A 23,994-nucleotide genomic window follows, 5' to 3' on the forward strand; every position below is an offset into this window, starting at 1 on the left:
TGAATCTCAGGCAGTTTTGTACTAAATGGCGCTTAGGCTTTGTTTGGCCGTCAACTTTTCTAACTCCTGCTGATATTTTTTCACCAACGCTTGGTTATCCGCTTTTTGTTCCAGCTCGATCAGCAGTTGCAGTGAGGGCGATTGTAAGCCGTAGCTTTGATGAAAACGCATCAAACGCAGGCGAGCTTGCGTGTAGTTGCCTGCGTCGATTTCCAACTTAGCGAGGTTGAGGATGGATTTGGGGCGGTGCGGATCGTAATCAATCGCTCGGGTGAAATAGGTTTGTGCTTTGGCTTTAAAGCCTGCTTTTAAGGCGCAAAATGCCGCGTTTTCATAACTGGCCGGGATCAAATAATAGTAAGGCTGGGCAATCGCTTGGTTGAACAGTTTGTCTGCTTGTGCGTAGTCCCCCTGTTTGCATAAAAAAGTGCCGTAGTTGTTGAGCACATTGCCGTTTTTGGGATACTGGCGAGTCGCTTTTCGATAGAGATCTTGCGCTTTGCCATTTTCGCCAACCAGCTCGTAATAGTGCGCCATGGAAAGCTGAGCGCGGTAGTAATCTGGTGCGTGGTTTAGCGCCTGTTGTAAGTTGTCGTAGGCTTTGACCATCGCGCCATTGTCGAGATAGCCAAGCCCCAAAGCAATGCGCGATTCGGCCATATCAATCGGGTCGGCATTGTTGGCGACTTGCCCTTCGGTGATGGTGATGCAACCCGTCAGTAGGGCAAAACTCAGCAGTGGAATGAAGCGAAACGTCTGATTCATCTTGAATTTTCTTCGTGCGATGCAAAATTTACCACGATGATAATTCCTCTGGTCGCCATGCCTATCAAGCTGCGAATAAGATGCGAGTCACTTTGCATATTCGGCAAAAAGGCCACCTTGCGGCGGCCTGAGAAGAGAGAAGCTGAAGCTTCGGCTATTCGTCTTTGGTGAAGGCGTCTTCACTGAAATGGTCCAAATCGAATGGGGTTTGCTGGTAAACGCAGTAGTTGAGCCAGTTAGAAAAGAGTAAATGACCGTGGCTGCGCCAACTGGCGATCGGCGCATTATCCGGATTGTCATTCGGGTAGTAGTTGACCGGAATCGCCGGCTCCAGCCCTTCACCGAGATCGCGCACATACTCATTGTGCAAAGTGTGCAGGTCATATTCTGGATGACCGGTAACAAACACATTACGCTTATCTTTGGTGCTGGCCAGATAGACGCCAGCCGTGTCTGAGGTAGCGAGAATGTCGAGATTGGTGTGCTCGGCTAGATACTCGGGCGAGAAATCGGCGTAGCGTGAATGCGGCGCTAAAAAGGTATCATCGAAACCTCGCAAAATCGCATGGTAAGGATGATGAATTTTGTGTTGATACACGCCCGAAAGTTTCTCTTTACGGGTGCGTTTCGGCAGGTCATAGAGTAGCTTGAGGCCCGCTTGGGCCGCCCAACACACATACAAAGTGGAAGTGACATGAGATTTTGCCCACTCCATGATGGTTTGTAGATGTTCCCAGTAGATCACATCCTCAAATTGCACCAGGCCGAGCGGCGCGCCAGTAATGATCAGGCCGTCGAAGTTACGGTTTTTAACCATTTCAAACTGACGATAGAAATTATCCAAATGCTCCGTTGGGGTATTTTTACTCGGGCGGTCATCAATGCGCAGCAGTTCAACATTCACTTGCAACGGGCTGTTAGACAGCAGGCGAAGGAACTGCGTTTCGGTCTCAATTTTTTTCGGCATCAAATTGAGGATCAACACACGCAGAGGACGAATTTCCTGACTGGCCGCGCGCGTTTCACTCATCACGAAGATATTTTCATTTCGCAATACATCGGCGGCGGGTAATTGATCTGGAATACGAATAGGCACAGCTTTCTCCCTAAGCTCATGGTTTTGGACGTCTATACATCTAAACCTATCTTATTTTTTTTGTGATGTCGACAAGGAAAATCGGCGAAGTGCGTTTTGTTGTACACGCACTGCGCAAGGGTTTGCTCCAATCTGGTGCATTTGAAAGTGCCGAATAGCCAGAGAAACAAGCTAACCCATTGAAATAAATAGATCTCGAACTTTGGCATCTGATTTGCTTTCTGGTTTGCTTAGAGCTTAAAAAAGCCATCAAACGCACCATTCTTGCTGCGTTTATGGTGCAAATTAAGGCAATGAAGCCTCTTCCGTTAGCGGGAGAGGCTTTTTTTATGGCTAAAGGAGCGGATTATGCAAGGATGTACCCAGACAACATGCCCCTATTGTGGGGTGGGTTGTGGTGTCGAAGTTAAGCAACAAGAGATGGTTGGGGATGCCACCCACCCGGCCAATCAGGGCGCCCTGTGCGTCAAGGGCGCAGCGTTAGCGGAGAGCTTGCGCATGCCCACGCGTTTGCTCTATCCGAAACTCTCAGGTCAACAAGTCAGTTGGCCACACGCCAGCGAGTGGATCGCAGCGCAGTTTTTCCAAGCGATGCAGCAGCATGGCGCGGATTCCGTGGCGATGTATGTTTCTGGGCAACTGCTCACCGAAGACTACTATGTCGCCAACAAGCTGATGAAGGGTTATGTCGGCAGCGCTAATATCGATACCAACTCGCGCCTCTGCATGTCCTCAGCGGTCGCGGCTCATGTACGTGCTTTTGGTGAAGATGTGGTGCCAGTCAGTTACAACGACCTCGAACATGCAGAGCTGATCGTCATTTGCGGCGCCAATACCGCCTGGACACATCCGGTGCTGTTTCGGCGCATTCAGCAAATTCGAGAGCGCAAGCCAAACGTGAAATTGGTGGTGATTGACCCGCGCAAAACGGTGACCGCCGAGCAGGCGGACCTGCACTTGGCGATTGCCAATGACAGTGATGTGGCGCTGTTTAACGGTTTGTTGCGCTATGCGATTGACCAGCAAAAGTTAGATGACACCTTTATTGAGGCGCATACGCAGGGGTTTGAGGCCTTGCTCGAAGTGGTGATGCAAGAGAAGTATCAACTGCCCGCAGTGGCGAGTCGCTGCGGTTTAAGTATTGAAGCTTTGAGCACTTTTTATCGCTGGTTTGTCACCAGTCAAGCCAGCATGACGCTGTTTTGCCAAGGGGTGAATCAAGCTCAAAATGGCGTGGATAAAGGTAACGCGATCATCAATGCACATTTAGCCACCGGACAAATCGGCGAGCGTGGCGCTGGGCCATTTTCGTTGACCGGCCAGCCTAATGCGATGGGCGGCAGAGAAGTGGGCGGATTGGCCAATCAACTGGCGGTGCATCGCGGCTTCGATCCGAGTTCGATTCGCGCGGTGCAGCAATTTTGGCAATCTCCACGCATTGCGGAAAAGCCGGGATTGAAAGCGGTTGAACTGTTTGATGCGCTGGCGCGCGGTGAAATTAAGGTGCTGTGGATCATCGCCACCAATCCGGTGGTCTCGATGCCGGATAATCAAGCGGTGCGAGAGGCTTTATCTGCCTGTCCGTGCGTGATTGTCTCCGACATCACTGCTGATTCTGACGTGGCGCAGTATGCCGACTTGCTATTGCCCGCAGCAGGCTGGGGGGAAAAGCAAGGCATGGTGACCAACTCGGAGCGGAGACTGTCCCGCCAGCGCCGTTTTCTCTCGCCCCCAGGCGAGGCGAAAGCAGACTGGCAGGCGGTGTGTGACGTGGGCTCACTTCTGTGCGCTAAACTCGGGGCCAAAGATGGTTTTGCCTTTGACTCTGAAGCGGCGATTTTCCGCGAGTTTGCCGCGCTTAGTGGCATCAACCGCGATTCACCTCTCAAGTTCGACTTGTCCGCGTACCAAACGATGAGCGCTGAGGGCTACCAAAACTGGGCTCCGACGCAGTGGGGCGGTGAGTCGCCTTATCGCAACAAGCAGTTTTCTTACCCGGATGGTAAAGCGAGATTTATCGCTGTTGAGCCAGGTGCTACGGGCACAAACGCTGAAAACCAAGCTGGACTCTGGTGGCTAAATACCGGTCGTCAACGAGATCAATGGCATACCATGACCCGCACCGGGCACATCGAAAAACTGGCGGGCAGTGAAGTGGAGCCGACGGTTTATCTCAATGCGCTGTCGGCGCAACGTTTAGAGGTGACCAATGGTGAGTTTCTCTCGCTGCGCCACGCAGAGCGCGATCACGCACTCCTTGCCAAAGTTGCAGTGGATGAATCGCTCTCGCTGGGCCAGCTCTTTATGTCGATGCATTGGGCAGGCGTCTATGCAGGCGGCAGCCAAGTTAACGCGGCTGTTTCTGCCAAGGTTGACCCTATTTCGGGCCAACCCGCCTTCAAATCATCCTTGGTACGTGCAAGCAAAGCCAATATCGCCACTTTTGGCCTCTATATCGGTAAAAATCCCCCTCCGGAAACAAGCGCGTACCGGGCCTATCAACATCAAGACAAGGTTGGCATCTGGCGTTTTGCCAGTGAAGAGCCAATCTCTCTGGAAGTATTGAGCCGTTCAAACAGTAAGTATGTGACTTGGCAATTCTCTCAGGGCTGGATTGGGCTCGAGATCGCCGCAGAAAGCTCATCCACCGGGCTGACTGAGGAAAAAGTCGAGTCGATTTTGCTCAGCTCACCCACTCCGCTTAACGCCGACTATCACGCCCTCAGTGCACTCATTGGTCAGCCAGTGCAATGGCAAGCGCTGATGCAAGCCGCCTTCGCGACTCGGGTAAGTCAACTGGTGTGCAGCTGCTTGCGAGTAACCGATGTGCAAATAGAACAGGCGATCGCCAAACAGGGCGTGAGCAATCTCGTTCAACTGCAAAGTCAGCTTAAATGCGGCACCAACTGCGGCTCTTGCGTGCCGCAGCTCAAACAGTTTTTTGGCTGAACATGGTTAAGTGAGCGAAAAGGAGAAATCGTATGGAAAGCAAAACAACCCGCCACTCTTTAGAGGGCAGCTACAGCAAGCACATGTTTTTGGATGCCGAACGCTTTCAGGCTGAGCACGCGGGGTTAAGCGGGTCGCCAAATCAACGAGGCTTTGTCTCTTTGGTTGGCGCGGGGCCGGGCGATCCGGACTTGCTGACGGTGAAAGCGCTGAAGGCGCTACAGCGCTGCGATATGGTGGTCTACGATCGTTTGGTCAGTCAGGAGATACTCGATTTGATCCCGGCTTCGGCCGAGAAAATCTACGTGGGCAAACGCTGCGGCGAGCCAAGTTTGAAGCAAGCGGAGATCAATCAAATTTTGCTGCAATTTGCCAAGCAAGGGCGGCAGATTGTGCGTTTAAAAGGCGGTGATCCGTTTATTTTTGGTCGTGGTGGTGAAGAGGCCCTGTCGCTGGCGGAGCATCACATTCCCTATACCGTGGTGCCGGGCATTACTGCCGCGATTGGCTGCGCCGCCAGTTGCGCGATTCCTCTTACCCATCGTGAAATGGCGAGAAGTGTCACGCTGGTAACAGGAACGGTCGTGACCGGGCAGCTTCCGGCGTGGTCAGCGATTATTGCTACGGGGCAAACACTGGTGTTCTACATGGGTCTTGAGTCGGCCAAAGCGATTGAACAAGGCTTGCTCTCGCATGGCGTTGCGGCCGATTTTCCCGTGGCGATTGTCACCCAAGGCAGTACCCCTTTGCAGCAAACGCACGTGACACAGCTGGCTGCGCTGGAAAAAACAGCGCTCCAGCTCAAAGGTATCAGCCCGGCATTGATCATTATCGGCGAAGTCATCACACTGCGAGATAAACTGATCACCACTTTAGAAGCGGTTGCTTGGCAGACATCCCAGCCTTTGACGCTGGGCGTTTAGCGCATAAGTTAACGCGAACACATATCGAGGAAGTATGAGCATCATTTTAGAGTGTATCCGCACCGTCGGGCGAGGCGAGCGTGGACGTAAACCACTGACGTTTGCTCAGGCCTACCAAGTGATGGATGAGTATCTTGACGGACAAATAGAAGACGATCAGATGGCGATGCTGCTGATGCTGATCCGCGTACAAAATGAGACGCGTCAGGAAATCGCTGGGTTTGTCAAAGCGTTTCAGAGCCGTGTTCCCAATCTCGGTGCCGATGTGGATTGGCCTTGTTATGCGGGCAAAAGGCCCTCAGCGGGCAAGCCTTGGCATCTGCTGGCGGCCAAGATTTTAGCCGAGCAAGGCTATAAAGTGCTCCTGCACGGTTACAACGACAAACCTGCCGAACGTGAGCATGCCGAGCACTATCTGCCATCGCTCAATATTGCTCAAGCCGCATCGCCCGAACAGGCGAAAAGTTTGCTGGAGACGCAAGGCATTGCCTATTTAGCGCTGAAAGACTTTGCGCCCATCGCCGAGAAGATGATTGGTTGGAAAAGCCGTTATGGTCTTAGATCACCGATCAACACCGTGGTGCGGGCGCTCAACCCCGGCGGCGCGACAGTGGGGCTGCGTGGTAGTTTTCACCCGGGGTTTCAGCAGTTACACGCGGAAGTGGAACAGGAAATTGGTCAAACCTCGCATGGTGTGATCTCATTTAAAGGCCAATCGGGCGAATCGGAGTTCAACCCCAAAGTCAGTCAAACCGTGTGGTTGAGCTCACCCGAGGGCGTGAGTTCGCACTATTGGACTGAGCAGATGCTCTCTGACATTCCTACTGTGACACAGTGTCCATTCGATACCCCGCCAGAGGAGAAAAATCTCATGGCGAATACCGTGGTCGCGACCTTGGCCGCGTTGCTGTTTACCGAGCTTAATGATCGCGAAGCCGCGCTGGAAAATGCGCATCGCATGTGGCGTGAATACTGCGCCGCTGAGGTAAACGCCTAACCTTTCTTCATCTCGCGGTTTGTCGCTTGCCCATTGCGCGCACCATTTGGGGGAAGCGCTTGCCCTCATAACACGCGTTGGCACATTCCTTGTTATGTCACTTATAGATAAAGATGACGACAAGGAATGTCTATGCCGAAAAAAATGCTGCCAAAAACCATCATCGTTTGTTGTGATACCCCCGCGAAACAGGCGCAAATCAGTGACTGTTTGGCCAAGGAGTACGACCTAGTGATCGGCTGTCAGTTGGCTCAATTGGAAAGCATGATTGAGCGCGAAAGCCAGGTCGCTGTGGTGGTGGCGTGGTCTGCACCTTGCGCTGAAGTTCGCTTGATTATCGAATACTGCCGACGTTTGCAACTGCCACTTCTGGTGCTGTTTCATCAGGTTTTACCCCATCAAATCAGTCAGTTATCCTCTTGTCATGATTGTGTTTTTCTGCCGCTGCAAGGTGTTTCTGCCTTGTCGCCGTGGCTGGCGTATGCAGCAGCAAGGCGCGAGAGCCATCTTGAAACCGAGCACAAACTCACTCAGCTCGCCGACAAAATTGAAGAGCGAAAATTGGTCGAGAAAGCCAAAGGATTACTGATGAAATGCCAGCAGGTGGATGAAAACACCGCTTACCAAGCGATACGTCGCTCTGCGATGCAAACTAGCCAACCGATGGCCCAAGTAGCGAAAAATTTGATTGCCACGCTCACGGCGCTGGAAATGTGAACTACTACTTTGGGGTTAGAGCAAAAGCGAGCAATTGGTGCGAGGTGCACTAAATCAAAGCAGACAAAACAACTTTAAGCAAAGAAATGCATCTAACTTGTTGTTTTTATTTTTTAATTAGTTGGCACGACAATTGAATTACCTTATGTGGGTATATTGTTGAATGGCTTATCTCAATTATCAACGGCGGTAATTGCAGGGACAGCAACGGCGCTACGGCTCTTCGGAGTCGTAGCGTTTTTTTTTTGGAGAAAATCGATGAGAAAGAGAGACAAGCTTAGGGCTTTGGCTTTAACCAGCGTACTGCTGACTTTGACCCCGCAGGTTTTGGCAAAAATAGGCGCCGCGGAAAAGGAAGAGCTCAAATTTGGCTTTATTAAGTTGACCGACATGGCGCCGCTGGCGATTGCTTATGAAAAGGGCTTTTTTGAAGATGAAGGGCTGTATGTGACGTTAGAGGCGCAAGCCAACTGGAAAGTGCTGCTTGATCGGGTGATAGACGGTGAATTGGATGGTGCGCATATGCTGGCAGGACAGCCTTTGGGGGCAACCATCGGCATTGGCACTCAGGCAAAAGTTATCACCGCGTTCAGTATGGATCTCAACGGTAATGCGATCACGGTTTCCAATGACGTCTGGCAGCAGATGAAACCCAACCTTGCGAAAGACAGCGAAGGCAAGCCGCAGCATCCAATCAAAGCCGATGCACTGAAACCTGTGGTGGCGAGTTATCGCGACCAAGGCAAAACCTTCAACATGGGGATGGTTTTCCCCGTTTCCACCCACAACTACGAGCTGCGCTATTGGCTGGCCGCTGGTGGGATTCATCCCGGGTTTTATGCGCCGCACAAAGGAGATAACAGCGGGCAAATCAATGCGGACGTTTTACTCAGCGTTACACCGCCGCCGCAAATGCCCGCGACAATGGAAGCCGGCACTATCAAAGGTTATTGCGTGGGCGAACCATGGAATCAACAAGCGGTGTTCAAGGGCATTGGCGTGCCTGTAGTGACCGATTACGAGATTTGGCGCAACAATCCAGAGAAGGTGTTTGGTGTGGCAGAAACCTGGGCGCAGAAGTACCCCAACACCCACATTCGCGTAGTGAAAGCGCTGATCCGCGCTGCCCACTGGCTGGATGACAATCACAACCAACACCGCGCTGAAGCGGTCAAGTTGCTCGCGCGCAGCGAATATGTCGGCGCCGATGCGGAGGTGATCGCCAACTCAATGACAGGCACTTTTGAATATGAGCGCGGTGACAAACGCGATGTGCCGGATTTCAACGTTTTCTTTCGCCACAACGCGACCTATCCCTACTACAGCGATGCGATTTGGACTCTGACACAAATGCGCCGCTGGGGGCAAATCGAGAGCGAAAAGCCGGACGCTTGGTATGTGGATATCGCTAAACAAGTCTATCGCCCAGAGATCTATCAGCAGGCGGCGCAAGCGTTGATCGAAGAAGGGCGACTCAGTGCCGAAGATTTTCCCGATTTTGCCCATGAAACGGGTTTTCGCCCGGCACAAACCCACTTTATCGACCACTTAGTTTACGACGGCACACAGCCCAATCAGTACCTCAAGCAGTTTGCGATAGGGCTGAAAGGGTCGGACAAGCTGTAGCGCGTAAGGTTTAACAAGGAGAAGTTATGTCTGGAAACGTCATTTCATTGATTCCCAGCCCACAGGCCGTGGTCAATCACAGCCGTCTGTTGCTGCTGCCGCTGATTGGCATTCTGCTGTTTTTGCTGGCGTGGCACTTGAGCGCGCGGCAAGTCGAGACCTCGCTCGGCACTTTGCCGGGGCCAGCACAGACCTATCAGCAGTTTGTCAATCTGCTGGATGAGCATCAACACGAGCGTGATAAGGCGCAGCGCTTTCTTGAGCGTCAAGAGAAGAGAAACGCGCAAAAGCTCGCTTTAGATCCAAGCGCAGAAGTGAAGATTCGTCCTTATACCGGCAGGCCGACGTTTTTTGACCAAATCGCCACCAGCTTGGTGACGGTGGCGTGCGGCTTCCTACTGGCGAGTGTTATCGCCATACCACTTGGCATTTTGCTCGGGTTAAATCAAGGTCTTTACTTAGCATTTAACCCTATTATTCAACTGCTTAAACCCGTTTCCCCATTAGCTTGGCTGCCGATCGTCACTATGGTGGTGAGCGCCACTTACGTCAGCGACGATCCGCTCTTGGCCAAATCGTTTGTCAACTCGCTGTTGACTGTGGCGCTGTGCAGTGTGTGGCCAACGCTCATCAATACCGCAGTTGGTGTCACCTGCGTGGATAAAGATCTGCTCAACGTCAGCAAAGTGTTGCAGCTTTCTTGGTGGCGACACATTCGCACCATCGTTTTGCCATCGGCGATGCCAATGATGTTTACCGGTTTGCGTCTGTCACTGGGGATCGCCTGGATGGTGCTGATCGCCGCTGAAATGTTGGCGCAAAACCCGGGGCTGGGGAAATTCGTCTGGGATGAATTTCAAAACGGCAGTTCCGATTCACTGGGCCGCATCATGGTGGCGGTTATCGTGATCGGCTTGATTGGCCTTTTATTGGATCGCGGCATGCTGCAGTGTCAGCGTTGGCTGTCGTGGAACAAACAAACCGCTTTACGCTAGGAGTCGGGGATATGTCGAAGTCATTTCTACAATTAACGCAACTGGGGATGCGATTTCCAACCCCAAACGGCGAATTTATCGCGCTGAAAAACGTCGATATGCAGATCGACAAAGGCGAGTTCATCTCGCTGATTGGCCACTCGGGCTGCGGGAAATCCACCGTACTCAACTTAGTGGCTGGTTTGCATCTTCCGACCGATGGCGGGGTGGTGGTCGATGGGCGCGAAGTGAGCGGACCGGGACCGGAGCGCGCGGTGGTGTTTCAAAATCACTCCCTTTTGCCTTGGCTCAGTGTGTACCTGAACGTCGAACTGGCGGTGAAACAGGTCGCCAAAGGGCAGTCGAAGGCGCAAATAAAACAGCAGGTATTTCATTATCTGGATTTGATCCAGATGGCACATGCGGCGGACAAGCGGCCCGATGAGATCTCCGGCGGGATGAAGCAGCGCGTCGGTATTGCCAGAGCATTAGCCCTGCAACCGAAAGTGCTGTTGATGGATGAACCGTTTGGCGCGCTGGACGCCTTGACCCGCGCGCGTTTGCAAGATGCCTTAATGGCGATTCAAGCGGAGCTGAATAACACGGTGATCATGATCACTCATGATGTCGATGAAGCGGTACTGCTGTCGGACAAGATCGTCATGATGACCAACGGGCCGGCCGCCACCATCGGCGAAGTGTTACACATTGACCTGCCAAGGCCACGCGATCGGGTCGCGCTGGCGGAAAACGCGCAGTATCAACACTATCGACAGTCGGTGCTGAAATTCTTGTATGAAAAACAGCATAAAAACGAGTCGCTGAGTACACGCACTAGCGTGGCACAGGCGAGTAAATCCGCCAGATTGGCCTGAGGAGAAGAGCATGGAAAGCATCGTGATTGTCGGTAATGGCATGGTCGGGCATCAACTGGTGGAACAGTTGGTCGCAGGTGGCAGCCATTTGCAAAAACGCATTGTGGTGATTGGCGAAGAGCGATTTCTCGCCTATGACCGAGTCCACCTTTCGGGCTTGTTTGCTGGGCAGAGTCACCAAGATCTGCTGCTGAGCAGTGAAGAGTGGTATCAAAAATTGGGCATCGAGCTGCTGCTTGGTGTGGCCGTTGTCGCTGTCGACCGAGTGAGCAAAACTCTTACTCTAGAAGATGACACGCAACTGCATTATGACCAATTGGTGTTTGCAACGGGTTCCTATCCATTCGTGCCGCCTATGCCGGGGAGTGAGCGGAAAAATGTCTTTGTTTATCGCACCTTGGATGACCTATCGCAGATCAAGCAGGCTTGTGCTGGCGCCAAAACTGGCGCGGTGATCGGAGGTGGTCTACTGGGTTTAGAAGCGGCGAATGCACTGCGTTTGCTTGGACTTGAGACGCATGTGGTGGAGTTTGCCCCTCGTTTGATGCCAGTGCAGTTGGATGAGGGTGCAGGCACGGTACTGAAAAGCAAAATAGAGCAGTTAGGTTTGACGGTGCACACCGCGACCGCGACGGAAAAGATCATTGATGGCGAAAGCGCCTATCATCGCATGGTGTTTAAAGACGCTGCCCCTTTGGAAGTGGACGTGATTCTTTTCTCCGCCGGGATTCGGCCAAGAGATCAGCTGGCGCGCGATTGCGGCATTGAGATCGGCGAACGTGGTGGAATAGTGATCAATGATGCGTGTCAAACCAGCGACGCCGCGATTTACGCCATCGGTGAATGTGCGCTGTGGCAAGGCAAAATCTTTGGCTTGGTGGCGCCCGGGTATGCGATGGCAAGAGTGGTGGCGCAGCAGCTACAAGGGATCAGCGACGCGGCATTTACCGGTGCCGACATGAGTACCAAGTTGAAACTGCTGGGCGTGGATGTGGCTTCGATTGGTGATGCGCACAAGGCGACTCCTAACGCGCAAGAGATGGTGTTGCATGATGCCCAGCAGGGCGTTTACAAAAAACTGGTGGTGGATCAAAGTGGCACGCAACTGCTGGGCGCAATTTTAATTGGTGACAACCAAGACTATGACGCGCTGCTGCAAAGTTATCTCAATCAAACGTCTTTGCCTCAGCCAGCGGTGAGTCTGCTGTTTGACAGCCGCGCACTCAAAGGCGAGGTGAGCGATTGCGCGGTGATCTGCTCTTGTCACAACGTCACCAAAGGGGATCTGATTGGCGCCATTTACGCCGGGGCGCAAGATCTCGCCAGCTTAAAAGCGCAAACCAAAGCCGGAACAGGCTGTGGTGGATGTAGTGCGATGGTCAAAAGTGTGCTCGATGAGCAACTGAGTTTGCTGGGCGTCGAAGTGAGCAATCAGCTCTGCGAGCATTTTAGCCACACCAGACAAGCGCTCTATCATATTTGCCAAGTTGAAGCGATCCGCGATTTCTCCACCTTGATTAGCAAACACGGCAAGGGGCGTGGCTGTGACATCTGCAAGCCCACAGCAGGGTCGATTTTCTCTTCGTTATGGAACGAGCACATTATGGAATCGAAACACGCGCCGCTTCAGGATTCCAACGACGCCTTTATGGCCAATCTGCAAAAAGATGGCTCTTACTCGATAGTGCCGCGTATCCCTGGCGGGGAGATCACCCCTGAAAAGCTGATTGCACTCGGGGAAGTGGCGCGCGAGTACGATCTCTACACCAAGATCACGGGCGGGCAGCGGGTCGACCTGTTTGGCGCTCAGGTTGAGCAATTGCCGCAGATCTGGCAAACCTTGATCGAAGCAGGTTTTGAAACTGGCCATGCGTACGGAAAATCGGTGCGCACGGTCAAATCCTGTGTTGGTTCGACCTGGTGTCGCTATGGCGTGGACGACTCTGTCGGTTTAGCGATTGAACTGGAAAATCGCTACAAAGGCTTGCGTGCGCCACACAAACTGAAGTTTGCCGTTTCCGGTTGTACTCGCGAATGTGCCGAAGCACAAAGCAAAGACATTGGCGTGATTGCCACCGAGAAAGGGTGGAATCTGTACGTGTGCGGTAATGGCGGCATGCGTCCTCGCCATGCCGATTTGTTGGCTGCCGATTTAAGCAAAGCGCAGCTCATCGCATTAATTGATCGCGTGCTGATTTTCTATGTGCGCACCGCTGATCGCTTGCAGCGCACTTCGGTGTGGCTGGAAAACCTCGGAGGCGGTTTAGAGTACCTTAAGAGAGTGGTGCTAGACGACTCACTCGGTCTGTGCCAGCAACTTGAACAGCAGATGGCGCACATTGTCGACACCTATCATTGTGAGTGGCAGCAGACGCTCAACAACCCGGAAAAGCTGATCCGCTTTCGCCCGTTTATCAATTCTGACAAAACCAGTGTGCCTCTGGCTTATCAACGCACTCGCGGTCAGCGCATTCCCATCAAGCAGGAGGATTAACCATGGTCAACAAACAGTTCATCTGTCGTCTTAACGAGCTCAAAGAAAATCATGGGCATCCGGTGTGGTTGAATGAGCAACAACTGGCCATGTTCTATGTGCCCGAGGAAGGGGTATTCGCGGTGCAAAATTGGGATCCGATAGGCAAAGCGTTTGTCTTGAGCCGGGGTATTGTTGGCGATATTCAAGGCGCACTGTGTGTCGCTTCCCCTTTGTATAAACAGCATTTTTGTCTCAAAACGGGCAGTTGCTTGGAAGATGAAAGTGTCCGTCTAAACACTTGGCCCGTGCTGGTGGAAGACGATGCCGTTTATGTGCTGAGTTAGCGTTTTTCTTGCCACTATTTCAAAAACAGTCAAGTTCAAAAACAGTCAAGGCCAAGTGCGCACTTGGCCTTTTTTGCGAAGATATCGCTTCAAGGCTATTGAGTATCGAGCTGTCTGAGTATCAAGCCGCCGGGCTGGCACAAATGGGGCGTAAACACACCAGTGAACAAAAGGCGTACGTTACTTAAGAGAATGAAGACGCAGCAAGGTATACCCCATTAAACTCACGATCTCCTGTTGGCAATTCTGGCCAAAGTTCACCTCACATTTGTCTTGCAGCGCTTGATTGAACAGCGTGACGATGTCGCTGACTTGCTCATTGATGTGCAGTTGATAAGCCACTCGCCAAATATCGCGAAATGATTGCTCTTGCATGGCACTAACCCAACTGGTGCGAAAAACCTCGATATCGGCGGAGAAATCAAGATTTTCCAGCAAATGGTGCAGTAAACGATCTTTGAGCTGCAACGGAATCTTGGTCTTTTTGCCAAAGTGATGACATATGCCAGTGCGTGAAATACCGGATTCTTCGCTCAAGCTGGTGTAGGACATGCGTTCAAACCCACCACTTAGCAACTGACGAAATGCGGTGTCCAAGATGGTGTTTATCGTCTCTTGTGTCTCTTCTTTGCTCCGTTTCATACCACTTCTCCCTGATTGATTTCACAGCATACTAGCCCCTAAGCCGGGGGAACTCCACTTGTGGCAAGGCTATTTAACCCCGTACTGACAAATCTTGACCTTATACCTCAATTTCTCTTTTGTCAGTTGCGCAAGATAACAAAGTTTTTACATTCGTCATTGCGCTGTACAGGAAACATGACAAGCTAACTGGTTGAAATCTAATGTTTGGTGAAAAGATTGCAGCGAAGTATTTGTTCTAATTTTCTCTGTAACAATAAATTTACATGTTTTGCTAGTTGGGTGAACGAGCGGAGAAAATCGCCTGTCTATTCCAATTCTTGTGCGTCTGATCCAAGTTAACAGAGTGTTAAAAAACAAACGAATATTACAAGGAGAAAGTCATGGTAGACGCGATCAACCCTCTGGGCACAGACGGATTCGAGTTTGTTGAATATACGGCGGCCAATAATGAGGGCATTGAACAGCTTAAAGCATTGTTTGCTTCCCTCGGTTTTGCTGAAGTGGCAAAACATCGATCTAAGCAAGCTTGGCTGTATCGTCAAGGTGACATCAACTTTGTAGTCAATGCCCAACCTCACAGCCAAGCCGAAGAGTTCGCTCGCATTCACGGCCCGTCCGTGTGCGGCATGGCCTTTCGTGTCAAAGACGCCAACCACGCGCTTGAACATGCCCTCGCCAACGGCGCGCAAAGATATCAAACCGAGATTGGCCCGATGGAGCTAAGTATTCCGGCGGTGTACGGCATTGGCGGCAGCTTGCTCTATTTTGTTGATCGCTACGGCAAACAGAGCATTTATGACGTCGATTTCCGTTTTTATGATGATGCAGATGAGCGTTTGGCCAAAGCAGACGTGGGCTTGTACGAGATTGACCACCTGACCCATAACGTAAAACGCGGCAACATGGATACTTGGGCGGGCTTTTATGAGCGCATCGGCAATTTCCGTGAAATCCGCTACTTCGACATCGAAGGCAAACTCACGGGCCTTGTCAGCCGTGCGATGACCGCACCTTGTGGCAAGATCCGTATTCCAATCAATGAGTCCTCTGACGATAAATCGCAAATCGAAGAATTTATTCGCGAATATAACGGTGAAGGCATTCAGCACATCGCCTTGACCACAGACGATATTTACGACACGGTCAAAACCCTGCGTGATCGCGGCATGGACTTTATGCCAACCCCAGACACTTACTATGAGAAGGTCAATGATCGCGTGGTCGGCCATAAAGAAGATATCGACAAACTGCGTGACCTGCGCATTTTGATTGACGGCGCGCCAACCAAAGATGGCATCTTGCTGCAAATATTTACCCAAACCGTTATCGGTCCTGTTTTCTTCGAGATCATTCAACGTAAAGGCAACGAAGGTTTTGGCGAAGGTAACTTCAAAGCGCTGTTTGAATCGATTGAAGAGGACCAAATCCGCCGTGGAGTATTGAGCGATGCATAAATGGATCTCCTTCCCTCATCGGGAGGGAGTGTGCTCTAAACAGGCACACGCCGACTTCCCGCAAGAGGCGATTTATGAACGTGAAGCAGGGCGCAGTGGCTTTTTTGGCCCTGCGGCCCATTTCCACCATCAGCATGCCCCGACAGGCTGGAGCGAATGGGAAGGCGAACTCAGACCGAGAGCGTTTGATTTCACCCGTGTTGAACACACCGCGCAGCAATCGCCGTGGCGTGTTCCTCATCTGCTGCACAATGCCCAGTGCAAAGTGCGCGTATGGAAAACTCAGGTGAAGATGGATTTTCTCGCGCGCAATGCCGATGGCGATGAACTGCTGTTTATCCATCAAGGTAAAGCGGATCTCTATTGCGATTACGGCCATTTAGAGGTCGGCGAAGGCGATTACGTGTTGATCCCGCGCTCGACCAACTGGCGTTTAGAACCGTCTGAACCGATGTTCATCTTGATGATTGAAAACAGCGATGCCGCCTACTCGCTGCCCGAGAAAGGGCTGGTGGGTAACCATGCAGTGTTTGACCCTGCAGTACTGGAAGTGCCGTCAATCAACGACAAATTCAAAGCGCAATACAGCGAAGAGAGTACCCGGGTTGAGGTCAAACGCCATGAGCGCGTCAGTGTCATCACTTATCCATTTAATCCGCTCGATGCGATTGGCTGGCACGGTGATTTGTCGGTGGTGAAACTCAACTGGCGCGATATTCGTCCACTGATGTCGCACCGCTACCACTTGCCACCTTCGGCGCACACCACGTTTGTCGGTAACGGCTTTGTTGTTTGTACCTTTGTCCCTCGTCCGATTGAGAGCGATCCGGGCGCGCTGAAAGTGCCGTTTTATCACAACAATGACGACTACGATGAAGTGCTGTTCTATCACGCGGGCGATTTCTTCAGCCGTGACAACATTGAAGCGGGGATGGTGACGTTCCATCCAGCCGGGTTTACACACGGTCCGCACCCCAAAGCGTTTAAAGCGGGTCAAGAATATAAGAAAAAATTCACCGACGAAGTGGCGGTGATGATCGATACGCGCCATGCGCTGCAATTTGCTCCCGAGCTCGACAGCGTAGAGAACAAAGAGTACGTCTACAGCTGGCGTGAAAGTGAGTCATCGAGCGACTAAGAGAAGGGATAACAATGAAACTTGCGACAAAGAAAAATGGTTCGCGTGATGGCGAACTGGTGGTGGTGAGTCGCGATCTGACTCGCTATGTGTCGGCGAAAGCAGTTGCGCCCACTTTGCAAGCGGCTTTGGATAATTGGCCGCAAACCAGCCCACAGCTGCAAGAACTGTATTTGGCGTTGAACCAAGGTGATGTGGCGGGCAGCGCGCCATTTGATGAGAGCCAAGTGGCGTCACCTTTGCCACGCGCCTATCAGTGGGCGGATGGCTCTGCGTACGTCAATCACGTTGAGCTGGTGCGTAAAGCGCGCGGTGCAGAGATGCCGGAGAGTTTTTGGACCGATCCGCTCATGTATCAAGGCGGCTCTGACGCTTTTATCGCCCCGCGCGACAATATCGAATTTGCCAGTGAAGAGTGGGGCATCGATTTTGAAGGTGAGGTCGCGGTGGTCACTGGCGATGTGCCGATGGGGGCGAGTATCGCACAGGCGCAGGAGTCGATTCGCTTGGTGATGTTGGTTAACGATGTCTCACTGCGTGGTCTGATCCCGGCTGAGCTGGCGAAAGGGTTTGGTTTTTTCCAATCAAAACCCTCGTCTGCGTTTTCTCCCGTGGCGGTAACGCTCGACGAACTGGGCTCTGCGTGGAGTGAGAACAAGCTGCATCTGCCACTGCTTTCTACCTACAACGGCAAACCGTTTGGTAAACCCAACGCGGGCGTCGACATGACTTTTGATTTTGCCGATTTGATTGTTCATGCGGCGAAAACGCGACCCTTATCCGCTGGGGCCATCATAGGATCTGGCACGGTGTCGAATAAACAGGGCACAGAACACGGAACGTCGATTGAAGAGGGCGGTGTCGGTTACTCGTGTATCGCGGAAATCCGCATGATTGAAACGATCCGTGATGGCAAACCTGCAACATCTTTTATGAAGTTTGGTGATTCGATTCGCTTAGAGATGCTGGATGATGAAGGGCAAAGTATTTTCGGGGCGATTGAGCAGCAAGTGAGCCGTTATCAAAAGTAACTGGGGATAAGCGATGAGTGACAATCTCAAATTGTATGGTTACTGGCGCTCGTCCGCCGCTTATCGCGTGCGCATTTGCCTTAACCTCAAACAGTTGAACTACCAAAGCGTACCTATTCACTTGGTTAAGCAGGGCGGAGAGCAGCACAGCGTAGAGTATCATGCACTCAATCCCGCGGAACTGGTGCCCGTTTTAGTCGATGGGGAGATGGTACTTAACCAGTCTTTGGCCATTATCCAATATCTGGATGATAATTACTCGGCGGTGCAAGTGATTCCCTCTATCGGTGCGCTGCGTTATCAAGCGCTGGCACTGGCGCAAGATATCGTCATAGAGATCCATCCGCTGAATAACTTGCGTGTATTGCAGTACCTTGAAGGGACACTTGAGCTTGACGAAAAGCACAAACTTGAGTGGATACATCATTGGATTGAGCAAGGTTTTCAAGCGGTGGAAGAGAAATTGCGCAGGCATCGCGAGCACTATGGCGAATGTTTATACAGCATCAGCCCTAGCCCAAGCATTGTTGATATCTGCCTTGTTCCGCAAGTGTATAACGCGCAGCGTTTTGGCGTTTCGATGGCGAGCTATCCGCTGATCAATGCGGTGGTAGCGGCTTGCAATGAGCTGCCCGCGTTTATCGCCGCTAAACCGGAAAACCAACCTGACGCGGTGCGATGACACAAGCAACGACAAAAACGCCCTTGATACATAGCGTCATCCAAGGGCGTTTTCTTTTTACTCGTGTGGTGTTTATAACTTGGGCGTTTAGCGGTTTAAGAGCAGTTCGATCAGCTCACTTTCGGTGGCAGGCTCTTTGGCCAACTCTATCTCTTCCGGGCTTCCGCCTTTGAGCATGTAAGCGGTTGTCCCACAGTGGTCGTAGTGATACCACTTACCTTCTAAGCAGACATCCGTGTAGCAGCGAGGATCTTGTTTCAATTCCATATGACCTCCGATGAAAATTGCAACATTGTTAACCAATTGCTAACAATGTTAAATCTACGCCGATTAATCAGATACAAAAATGATCTTGATCAATTTGAACTGTGAGATCGACCAAAGTCGTAACGATACAATACGAGCACAACGGCTTTTTTCTTGAGTTCAGTAGGCTTTCCACATAGTGTATTCGCAACCCAAGTGTATGTTTTGAGTGACATTGCAGCATGACCAATATCTTTATCATCGTCGCGTTACTGATCCTGTTCTTTTTCATCATCCAGAAATACGTGGTCAAACAAGATAACAGCAAAGATTACGCTTATCGTGTCAAGGGGCCGATGCTCAGGTCGCAGGAAGTAGCCTTCTTTAATGCGCTGAAAACCGCGGTTGGTGAGCATGGGGTGGTGTTTAGCAAAGTGAACATGAGCAGTGTGATTGCGCCGCGTGATATCGTCAGTAAAAAGCAGCTTTTCATCGCCAGCAACAAGATCTCGCGTAGCCATTTTGACTATCTCATCTGTGATCCAAGAACCTTTGAGCCGAGAGTAGTGATTGAACTCGATAACGGCAAAGAGCTCAATAAAAGTAAAGTGGAACGAGAGAAACTGCTGATGCAAGTGTGCAAAAGCGCCAACATTCCACTGATTGGTACATCGGTGAAACACAGTTATCAGGTGGGGCGATTAAGACGCTTGCTCGCGGCGCACATCGATTTGATTGAGCCGGACAAAGAGGTCCGCTTTTGCAAAAAATGTGGCAGCCCGATGGTGATCAAAGTCGCCTCACAAGGTGAATTTAAAGGGCGACGCTTTTTCACCTGCAGCCGACAACCCAACTGTACGTACACGGAAAACTACAACGTAGTGTTTGATGCCGATGACGACGAATAACGGGCTCCACGGTTTTACCTCACGGTGATGGAACACTTTTATGACCCGTATTACTCAAAATCCTCAAACCGTTCTATAGTGTAAGTAGTTGAACTTGTTTGGGGATTTGCTATGAAATGGCTTGCATTTTTACTCTCGCTATGGCTCCCCTTGTCCTTCGTAAACGCTAACCCAAAATCGATTACCTTAACCCTACCGACACAAATGGACGGCACTCATCTGTTCTATCATGAGTTGCTAAAACAGTCGTTAGCGGACATCGGCGTGCAACTCGTTATCAACACTCCTTTTGAGCATATTCCACAAAAGCGTTTGATCAAGATGGTTGAAAACAATCAATTGTCGTTAATGTGGCTGGTGCAGAGCAGGGAAAGAGATGCGCAGTATCCCTTTATCAACGCCCCCGTCACCAAAGGGTTGATCGGCCAACGCGTTCTGTTCATCCCCAAAGGGGCACAAGCACAATATAACCAAATTAACTCGCTCGAAGATTTGCAGCGCAGCGGCTTGGTGGCTGGGCTGGGTTCCAGTTGGTTTGATACTGATGTGTGGCAGGCGAATCACCTTGCCTACTACCCGCAAGATGGCGAATGGCGCGCTTTATATGACAAACTGAGTCGAGTTGGGCCCGTTAACTACTTCCCGCGAGGCATCAACGAAATCATCACGGAAGCACGCTTAGTCCCCAATCTGGATATTGAGCAACACCTATTGATTGTGTACGACCGAGATTTTCGCTTTTATCTCAGTGAAAGTGCCGAACGGCATCAAACCTTGCTGCAAGAAGCATTGGAAAGGGCAGATAAAAGTGGTCTGCTGCAACGTTTGATCGATACCTATTGGTTAAAAGATTTAAAAAAACTTAACCTTGAGCAAAGAGTGGTGATCCGATTGCCCAACGCCGATGATTAATGTGAGTTAGATCAATCGATTGATACTGAACAAGACCAAAAACAGAGCAAAAAGATTATTAATAGAGCAAACGATTCGGAAAGCGAAAAAATATGCTTGCACCTATCCGCTGCAGTGGTTAATATCCTCCTCGTTCTCAGGGAATGCGTCCGTAGCTCAGTTGGTTAGAGTATCGCCTTGACATGGCGGGGGTCGGTGGTTCGAGTCCACTCGGACGCACCATTCACTGAATGGTTAGCTTGAGAATTGTGCGTAAAGCGTCCATAGCTCAGTTGGTTAGAGTATCGCCTTGACATGGCGGGGGTCGGTGGTTCGAGTCCACTTGGACGCACCAAATTCGTTCAATATGAACAAACACAAAGCCTGCTCAATGAGCAGGCTTTGTTGCTTTCCAGTGTTTGATTTTGCCTAGTGGTATTGCCGCACGGTCATTTCTCATCAGTTTTCTATCTTGTTTCTCTTTTTCGTTACTTTGTTACATCTACAGTGATTCGTTACTGTTATTTTCACTATCGAAAGGGTGATTCTGCCGTGAATCGGGCAAGCTAATCGAGCCTTAAAAAGCATCTACCCCTTTAGGGTAGTTTAATTTCGTAATTGATTTACATCATCTTTTCATTTTCTTTCATAATTAACAATGCGCTCAGATAAGAACCTAACCCTTAGGAAGTACTATGAGCAAGTTGAAGCTAGTGATTGTCGGTAACGGGATGGTCGGACACCGTTATATCGAAGATCTGGTTGATAAAACGGATGTTTCCCACTTTGACATCACCGTATTTTGTGAAGAACCCCGCGTCGCGTACGATCGCGTCCATCTCTCTTCTTATTTCTCGCATCACACCGCCGATGAACTCTCACTGGTGAAAAGCGGCTTTTATCAAAAACATGGCATCAAGGTGCTGATTGGTGAGCGCGCAATCAATATCAATCGTGAAAAACAGACGGTGTATTCAAGCTCGGGGCGTGAAATTCACTACGATAAGCTCATCCTTGCAACAGGTTCCTACCCATTTGTCCCACCGATTAAAGGCAATGAAAGCAAAGATTGTTTTGTTTACCGCACCATTGAAGATCTCAAAGCCATCGAGGCATGGGCGAAGAAAAGTAAAAGTGGTGTCGTTATTGGCGGCGGTCTGCTCGGTTTGGAAGCCGCTGGCGCACTAAAAGCTTTGGGCATGGAAACGCACGTTGTCGAGTTTGCGCCGAAACTGATGGTTGAGCAGCTCGACCAAGCTGGCGGCGACCAACTTCGGCAAAAAATCGAACGCATGGGCGTGAAAGTTCACACCAGCAAAAACACTTTGGAAATCGCAGCAGAAGGCAAACAAGCACGCAATGTGATGCGCTTTGCCGATGGCACTGAGCTTGAGACTGACTTCATCGTTTTCTCGGCCGGTATTCGCCCACAAGACAAACTGGCTCGCCAAATGGGTTTAGGGATTGCACCTCGTGGCGGTATTGAAATTAACGATCACTGTCAAACCACAGACAGCAACATCTACGCAATTGGCGAGTGCGCGTCGTGGAATAAGAGGTTCTATGGTCTGGTTGCGCCGGGCTACAAAATGGCAACCGTGGCAGTGGATCACTTGCTGGGCAATACAGAAAGTAAATTCGAAGGCGCAGACATGTCTGCAAAACTTAAGTTGCTTGGCGTAAAAGTGGGCTCAATTGGCGATGCGAATGGTCGCACTCCGGGCTGTAAGAGTTACGTTTATCAAAACGAAGAGCTTGAAGTTTACAAGCGTTTGATCGTTTCTGAAGACAACAAGAAATTGCTCGGCGCAGTGATGGTGGGTGACACGTCGGATTACGGTGACCTACTGCAATTTATGCTCAACGAAATCGAGCTACCACAGCACCCAGATAGCTTGATCCTGCCGGCGCATGCGGGCGCAGAGAAGCCAAAACTCGGCGCGGATTCACTGCCAGCTTCTGCGGTGATCTGTTCTTGTTTCGATGTGACCAAAGGCAAGATCGCACAAGCGGTTGCCGATGGCCATCACACCATTGGTGATATCAAAGCCGTCACCGGTGCAGGCACTGGCTGTGGCGGCTGTATTCCACTGGTCACTTCGGTACTAAACGCGGAACTAGCAAAAGCGGGCGTGGAAGTGAAAAGCGATATTTGTGAACACTTTGCTTACTCTCGCCAAGAGCTATTTCACCTGATTCGCATCGAAGAGATCAAAACCTTCGATGATCTGCTAGCCAAACATGGCAAAGGTTATGGCTGTGAAGTGTGTAAACCTGTGGTGGGCTCGATTTTGGCGTCGTGCTGGGGGGAGCACATCCTGACACCTCAACTGGTTAAGCTGCACGATACCAACGACAACTTCCTTGGCAACATGCAAAAAGACGGCACTTATTCCGTGATCCCACGTATGGCGGGTGGTGAAGTGACGCCGCAAGCGCTGAAAGTGTTGGCCGAGGTAGCGGCTGAATACAATCTGTACACCAAAGTGACGGGCGCTCAGCGTATTGGTCTGTTCGGCGCGCAAAAAGATGACCTTCCAGCCATCTGGAAAAAGCTGATTGCAGCGGGTTATGAAACCGGTCAAGCGTATGCCAAAGCACTGCGTATGGCGAAAACCTGTGTGGGTTCAACCTGGTGTCGTTACGGCGTTCAAGACTCGGTGGGTCTTGGTGTGTTGATCGAGAACCGCTACAAAGGCATCCGCACACCGCACAAAATGAAGTTTGGTGTGTCGGGCTGTACGCGTGAATGTGCAGAAGCACAAGGCAAAGATCTTGGCATTATCGCTACCGATGCAGGTTGGAATCTATACGTGTGTGGTAATGGCGGTATGAAGCCGCGTCATGCAGACTTGCTGGCTAGCGATATAGACCAAGCAACAATGATCAAGTACATCGACCGCTTCATGATGTTCTACATCCGTACTTCTGCGCCACTGCAACGCACATCGGTGTGGCTAGAAAACATGGAGGGCGGTGTGGATTACCTTCGCCAAGTGATCGTCGAAGATAAATTGGGCATCAATGTACAGCTGGAAGCGGACATTGCCACATTGGTTGAAGCGTACCGCTGCGAATGGAATGAAACCATCAACGACGAAACTCAGCTAAAACGCTTCGCTCACTTTATTAACTCAGACAAGCGCGACGAAAACGTCGTGTTTGTACCAGTGCGTCAGCAACATCGCCCGGCCACGTTTGCTGAGAAACACCCAGAACTTCAAGGTGACATCTTGCATGTCGCGGTTACGGAATAA

Annotated in this window: 19 protein-coding genes, 2 tRNA genes and 1 pseudogene; 18 read left to right on the forward strand and 4 right to left on the reverse strand. The window is 51.0% G+C overall.

Annotated elements, in window-relative coordinates; genetic code table 11:
- Nucleotides 1-21 precede the first annotated feature (21 nt).
- Both pilW and metA read right to left on the reverse strand, forming a co-directional pair.
- On the reverse strand, nt 22-765 hold the full coding sequence (gene pilW / locus UF06_RS17435; RefSeq protein ID WP_045571572.1) for a type IV pilus biogenesis/stability protein PilW: 744 nt from the start codon (nt 763-765) through the stop codon (nt 22-24).
- Nucleotides 766-919: 154 nt separating this feature from the next.
- Complete coding sequence (metA, locus tag UF06_RS17440) at nt 920-1,861, reverse strand: homoserine O-succinyltransferase (protein WP_045571573.1); 942 nt, start codon at nt 1,859-1,861, stop codon at nt 920-922.
- Between the two features lie 348 nt (nt 1,862-2,209).
- Between metA and UF06_RS17445 the strand changes: the two genes are divergently transcribed.
- From UF06_RS17445 to nirD, 9 genes and pseudogenes are all read left to right on the forward strand, one after another.
- Nucleotides 2,210-4,810, forward strand: coding sequence for a nitrate reductase (locus tag UF06_RS17445; protein ID WP_045571574.1), 2,601 nt, complete (start codon nt 2,210-2,212; stop codon nt 4,808-4,810).
- Between the two features lie 83 nt (nt 4,811-4,893).
- Nucleotides 4,894-5,733, forward strand: a complete 840-nt coding sequence (cobA, locus tag UF06_RS17450) for a uroporphyrinogen-III C-methyltransferase (protein ID WP_226972711.1) — start codon at nt 4,894-4,896, stop codon at nt 5,731-5,733.
- A gap of 28 nt (nt 5,734-5,761) precedes the next feature.
- A pseudogene (locus UF06_RS17455) lies at nt 5,762-6,730 on the forward strand (glycosyl transferase family protein); the annotation flags it as partial.
- Between the two features lie 126 nt (nt 6,731-6,856).
- Nucleotides 6,857-7,447 (forward strand): ANTAR domain-containing protein, encoded by a 591-nt coding sequence (locus UF06_RS17460; protein WP_045571577.1) that lies wholly within the window; start codon nt 6,857-6,859, stop codon nt 7,445-7,447.
- A 258-nt stretch (nt 7,448-7,705) separates the two neighbouring features.
- Complete coding sequence (locus UF06_RS17465; protein ID WP_045571578.1) at nt 7,706-9,073, forward strand: CmpA/NrtA family ABC transporter substrate-binding protein; 1,368 nt, start codon at nt 7,706-7,708, stop codon at nt 9,071-9,073.
- A 26-nt stretch (nt 9,074-9,099) separates the two neighbouring features.
- The gene (locus UF06_RS17470; RefSeq protein ID WP_045571579.1) at nt 9,100-10,068 is read left to right on the forward strand and encodes an ABC transporter permease; all 969 of its coding nucleotides are present in this window, start codon (nt 9,100-9,102) and stop codon (nt 10,066-10,068) included.
- Nucleotides 10,069-10,079: 11 nt separating this feature from the next.
- The gene (locus tag UF06_RS17475) at nt 10,080-10,922 is read left to right on the forward strand and encodes an ABC transporter ATP-binding protein (RefSeq protein ID WP_045571580.1); all 843 of its coding nucleotides are present in this window, start codon (nt 10,080-10,082) and stop codon (nt 10,920-10,922) included.
- Nucleotides 10,923-10,932: 10 nt separating this feature from the next.
- A complete protein-coding gene (nirB, locus tag UF06_RS17480) occupies nt 10,933-13,416 on the forward strand; it encodes a nitrite reductase large subunit NirB (protein ID WP_045571581.1) in 2,484 nt (827 codons plus the stop codon).
- A gap of 2 nt (nt 13,417-13,418) precedes the next feature.
- Nucleotides 13,419-13,742, forward strand: a complete 324-nt coding sequence (gene nirD / locus UF06_RS17485; RefSeq protein ID WP_039436311.1) for a nitrite reductase small subunit NirD — start codon at nt 13,419-13,421, stop codon at nt 13,740-13,742.
- A 180-nt stretch (nt 13,743-13,922) separates the two neighbouring features.
- Here the strand turns inward: nirD and UF06_RS17490 are convergent, their stop codons facing one another.
- Complete coding sequence (locus UF06_RS17490) at nt 13,923-14,384, reverse strand: TetR/AcrR family transcriptional regulator (RefSeq protein ID WP_045571582.1); 462 nt, start codon at nt 14,382-14,384, stop codon at nt 13,923-13,925.
- 383 nt (nt 14,385-14,767) lie between these two features.
- Here UF06_RS17490 and hppD point away from each other — a divergent pair, with 383 nt between their 5' ends.
- Genes hppD through maiA form a run of 4 tightly spaced genes read left to right on the forward strand, consistent with a single transcriptional unit; the run spans nt 14,768 to nt 18,692 of the window.
- Complete coding sequence (gene hppD / locus UF06_RS17495; RefSeq protein WP_045571583.1) at nt 14,768-15,841, forward strand: 4-hydroxyphenylpyruvate dioxygenase; 1,074 nt, start codon at nt 14,768-14,770, stop codon at nt 15,839-15,841.
- Nucleotides 15,834-16,979: a homogentisate 1,2-dioxygenase gene (locus UF06_RS17500; protein WP_039444005.1), complete on the forward strand. Its 1,146-nt coding sequence runs from the start codon at nt 15,834-15,836 to the stop codon at nt 16,977-16,979. Before hppD ends, UF06_RS17500 begins: the two co-directional genes overlap by 8 nt.
- Nucleotides 16,980-16,993: 14 nt before the next feature.
- Nucleotides 16,994-18,010 (forward strand): fumarylacetoacetate hydrolase family protein, encoded by a 1,017-nt coding sequence (locus UF06_RS17505; protein WP_039426239.1) that lies wholly within the window; start codon nt 16,994-16,996, stop codon nt 18,008-18,010.
- 13 nt (nt 18,011-18,023) lie between these two features.
- Nucleotides 18,024-18,692 (forward strand): maleylacetoacetate isomerase, encoded by a 669-nt coding sequence (gene maiA / locus UF06_RS17510; protein ID WP_045571584.1) that lies wholly within the window; start codon nt 18,024-18,026, stop codon nt 18,690-18,692.
- Nucleotides 18,693-18,779: 87 nt separating this feature from the next.
- On the opposite strand, the gene UF06_RS17515 is transcribed toward maiA, so the two are convergent.
- Nucleotides 18,780-18,959, reverse strand: coding sequence for a hypothetical protein (locus tag UF06_RS17515; RefSeq protein WP_039436316.1), 180 nt, complete (start codon nt 18,957-18,959; stop codon nt 18,780-18,782).
- A 221-nt stretch (nt 18,960-19,180) separates the two neighbouring features.
- Here UF06_RS17515 and UF06_RS17520 point away from each other — a divergent pair, with 221 nt between their 5' ends.
- The 5 genes from UF06_RS17520 to nirB (UF06_RS17540) all read left to right on the forward strand — a co-directional run bounded on the left by UF06_RS17520 (nt 19,181) and on the right by nirB (UF06_RS17540) (nt 23,994).
- The gene (locus tag UF06_RS17520; protein ID WP_045571585.1) at nt 19,181-19,846 is read left to right on the forward strand and encodes a DUF2726 domain-containing protein; all 666 of its coding nucleotides are present in this window, start codon (nt 19,181-19,183) and stop codon (nt 19,844-19,846) included.
- 111 nt (nt 19,847-19,957) lie between these two features.
- A complete protein-coding gene (locus tag UF06_RS17525) occupies nt 19,958-20,758 on the forward strand; it encodes a hypothetical protein (protein ID WP_045571586.1) in 801 nt (266 codons plus the stop codon).
- Between the two features lie 145 nt (nt 20,759-20,903).
- Nucleotides 20,904-20,980: transfer RNA gene (locus UF06_RS17530), tRNA-Val, on the forward strand.
- Nucleotides 20,981-21,015: 35 nt separating this feature from the next.
- Nucleotides 21,016-21,092 (forward strand) — tRNA-Val (locus tag UF06_RS17535).
- A gap of 340 nt (nt 21,093-21,432) precedes the next feature.
- Nucleotides 21,433-23,994: a nitrite reductase large subunit NirB gene (gene nirB, locus UF06_RS17540; protein ID WP_045571587.1), complete on the forward strand. Its 2,562-nt coding sequence runs from the start codon at nt 21,433-21,435 to the stop codon at nt 23,992-23,994.

It is taken from the genome of Vibrio sp. S234-5, from assembly GCF_000960595.1.
GTDB lineage: Bacteria > Pseudomonadota > Gammaproteobacteria > Enterobacterales > Vibrionaceae > Vibrio.

Bases quoted from the DNA above. Each gene is read 5' to 3' on its own strand.
- cobA (WP_226972711.1), top strand. From the start codon at position 4,894: ATGTTTTTGGATGCCGAACGCTTTCAGGCTGAGCACGCGGGGTTAAGC.
- UF06_RS17475 (WP_045571580.1), top strand. From the start codon at position 10,080: ATGTCGAAGTCATTTCTACAATTAACGCAACTGGGGATGCGATTTCCA.
- nirD (WP_039436311.1), top strand. From the start codon at position 13,419: ATGGTCAACAAACAGTTCATCTGTCGTCTTAACGAGCTCAAAGAAAAT.
- maiA (WP_045571584.1), top strand. From the start codon at position 18,024: ATGAGTGACAATCTCAAATTGTATGGTTACTGGCGCTCGTCCGCCGCT.
- UF06_RS17515 (WP_039436316.1), bottom strand. From the start codon at position 18,959: ATGGAATTGAAACAAGATCCTCGCTGCTACACGGATGTCTGCTTAGAA.
- UF06_RS17525 (WP_045571586.1), top strand. From the start codon at position 19,958: ATGAAATGGCTTGCATTTTTACTCTCGCTATGGCTCCCCTTGTCCTTC.
- hppD (WP_045571583.1), top strand. From the start codon at position 14,768: ATGGTAGACGCGATCAACCCTCTGGGCACAGACGGATTCGAGTTTGTT.
- nirB (WP_045571581.1), top strand. From the start codon at position 10,933: ATGGAAAGCATCGTGATTGTCGGTAATGGCATGGTCGGGCATCAACTG.
- pilW (WP_045571572.1), bottom strand. From the start codon at position 765: ATGAATCAGACGTTTCGCTTCATTCCACTGCTGAGTTTTGCCCTACTG.
- UF06_RS17470 (WP_045571579.1), top strand. From the start codon at position 9,100: ATGTCTGGAAACGTCATTTCATTGATTCCCAGCCCACAGGCCGTGGTC.
- UF06_RS17505 (WP_039426239.1), top strand. From the start codon at position 16,994: ATGAAACTTGCGACAAAGAAAAATGGTTCGCGTGATGGCGAACTGGTG.
- UF06_RS17445 (WP_045571574.1), top strand. From the start codon at position 2,210: ATGCAAGGATGTACCCAGACAACATGCCCCTATTGTGGGGTGGGTTGT.
- UF06_RS17490 (WP_045571582.1), bottom strand. From the start codon at position 14,384: ATGAAACGGAGCAAAGAAGAGACACAAGAGACGATAAACACCATCTTG.
- UF06_RS17460 (WP_045571577.1), top strand. From the start codon at position 6,857: ATGTCTATGCCGAAAAAAATGCTGCCAAAAACCATCATCGTTTGTTGT.
- UF06_RS17465 (WP_045571578.1), top strand. From the start codon at position 7,706: ATGAGAAAGAGAGACAAGCTTAGGGCTTTGGCTTTAACCAGCGTACTG.
- UF06_RS17520 (WP_045571585.1), top strand. From the start codon at position 19,181: ATGACCAATATCTTTATCATCGTCGCGTTACTGATCCTGTTCTTTTTC.
- UF06_RS17500 (WP_039444005.1), top strand. From the start codon at position 15,834: ATGCATAAATGGATCTCCTTCCCTCATCGGGAGGGAGTGTGCTCTAAA.
- nirB (WP_045571587.1), top strand. From the start codon at position 21,433: ATGAGCAAGTTGAAGCTAGTGATTGTCGGTAACGGGATGGTCGGACAC.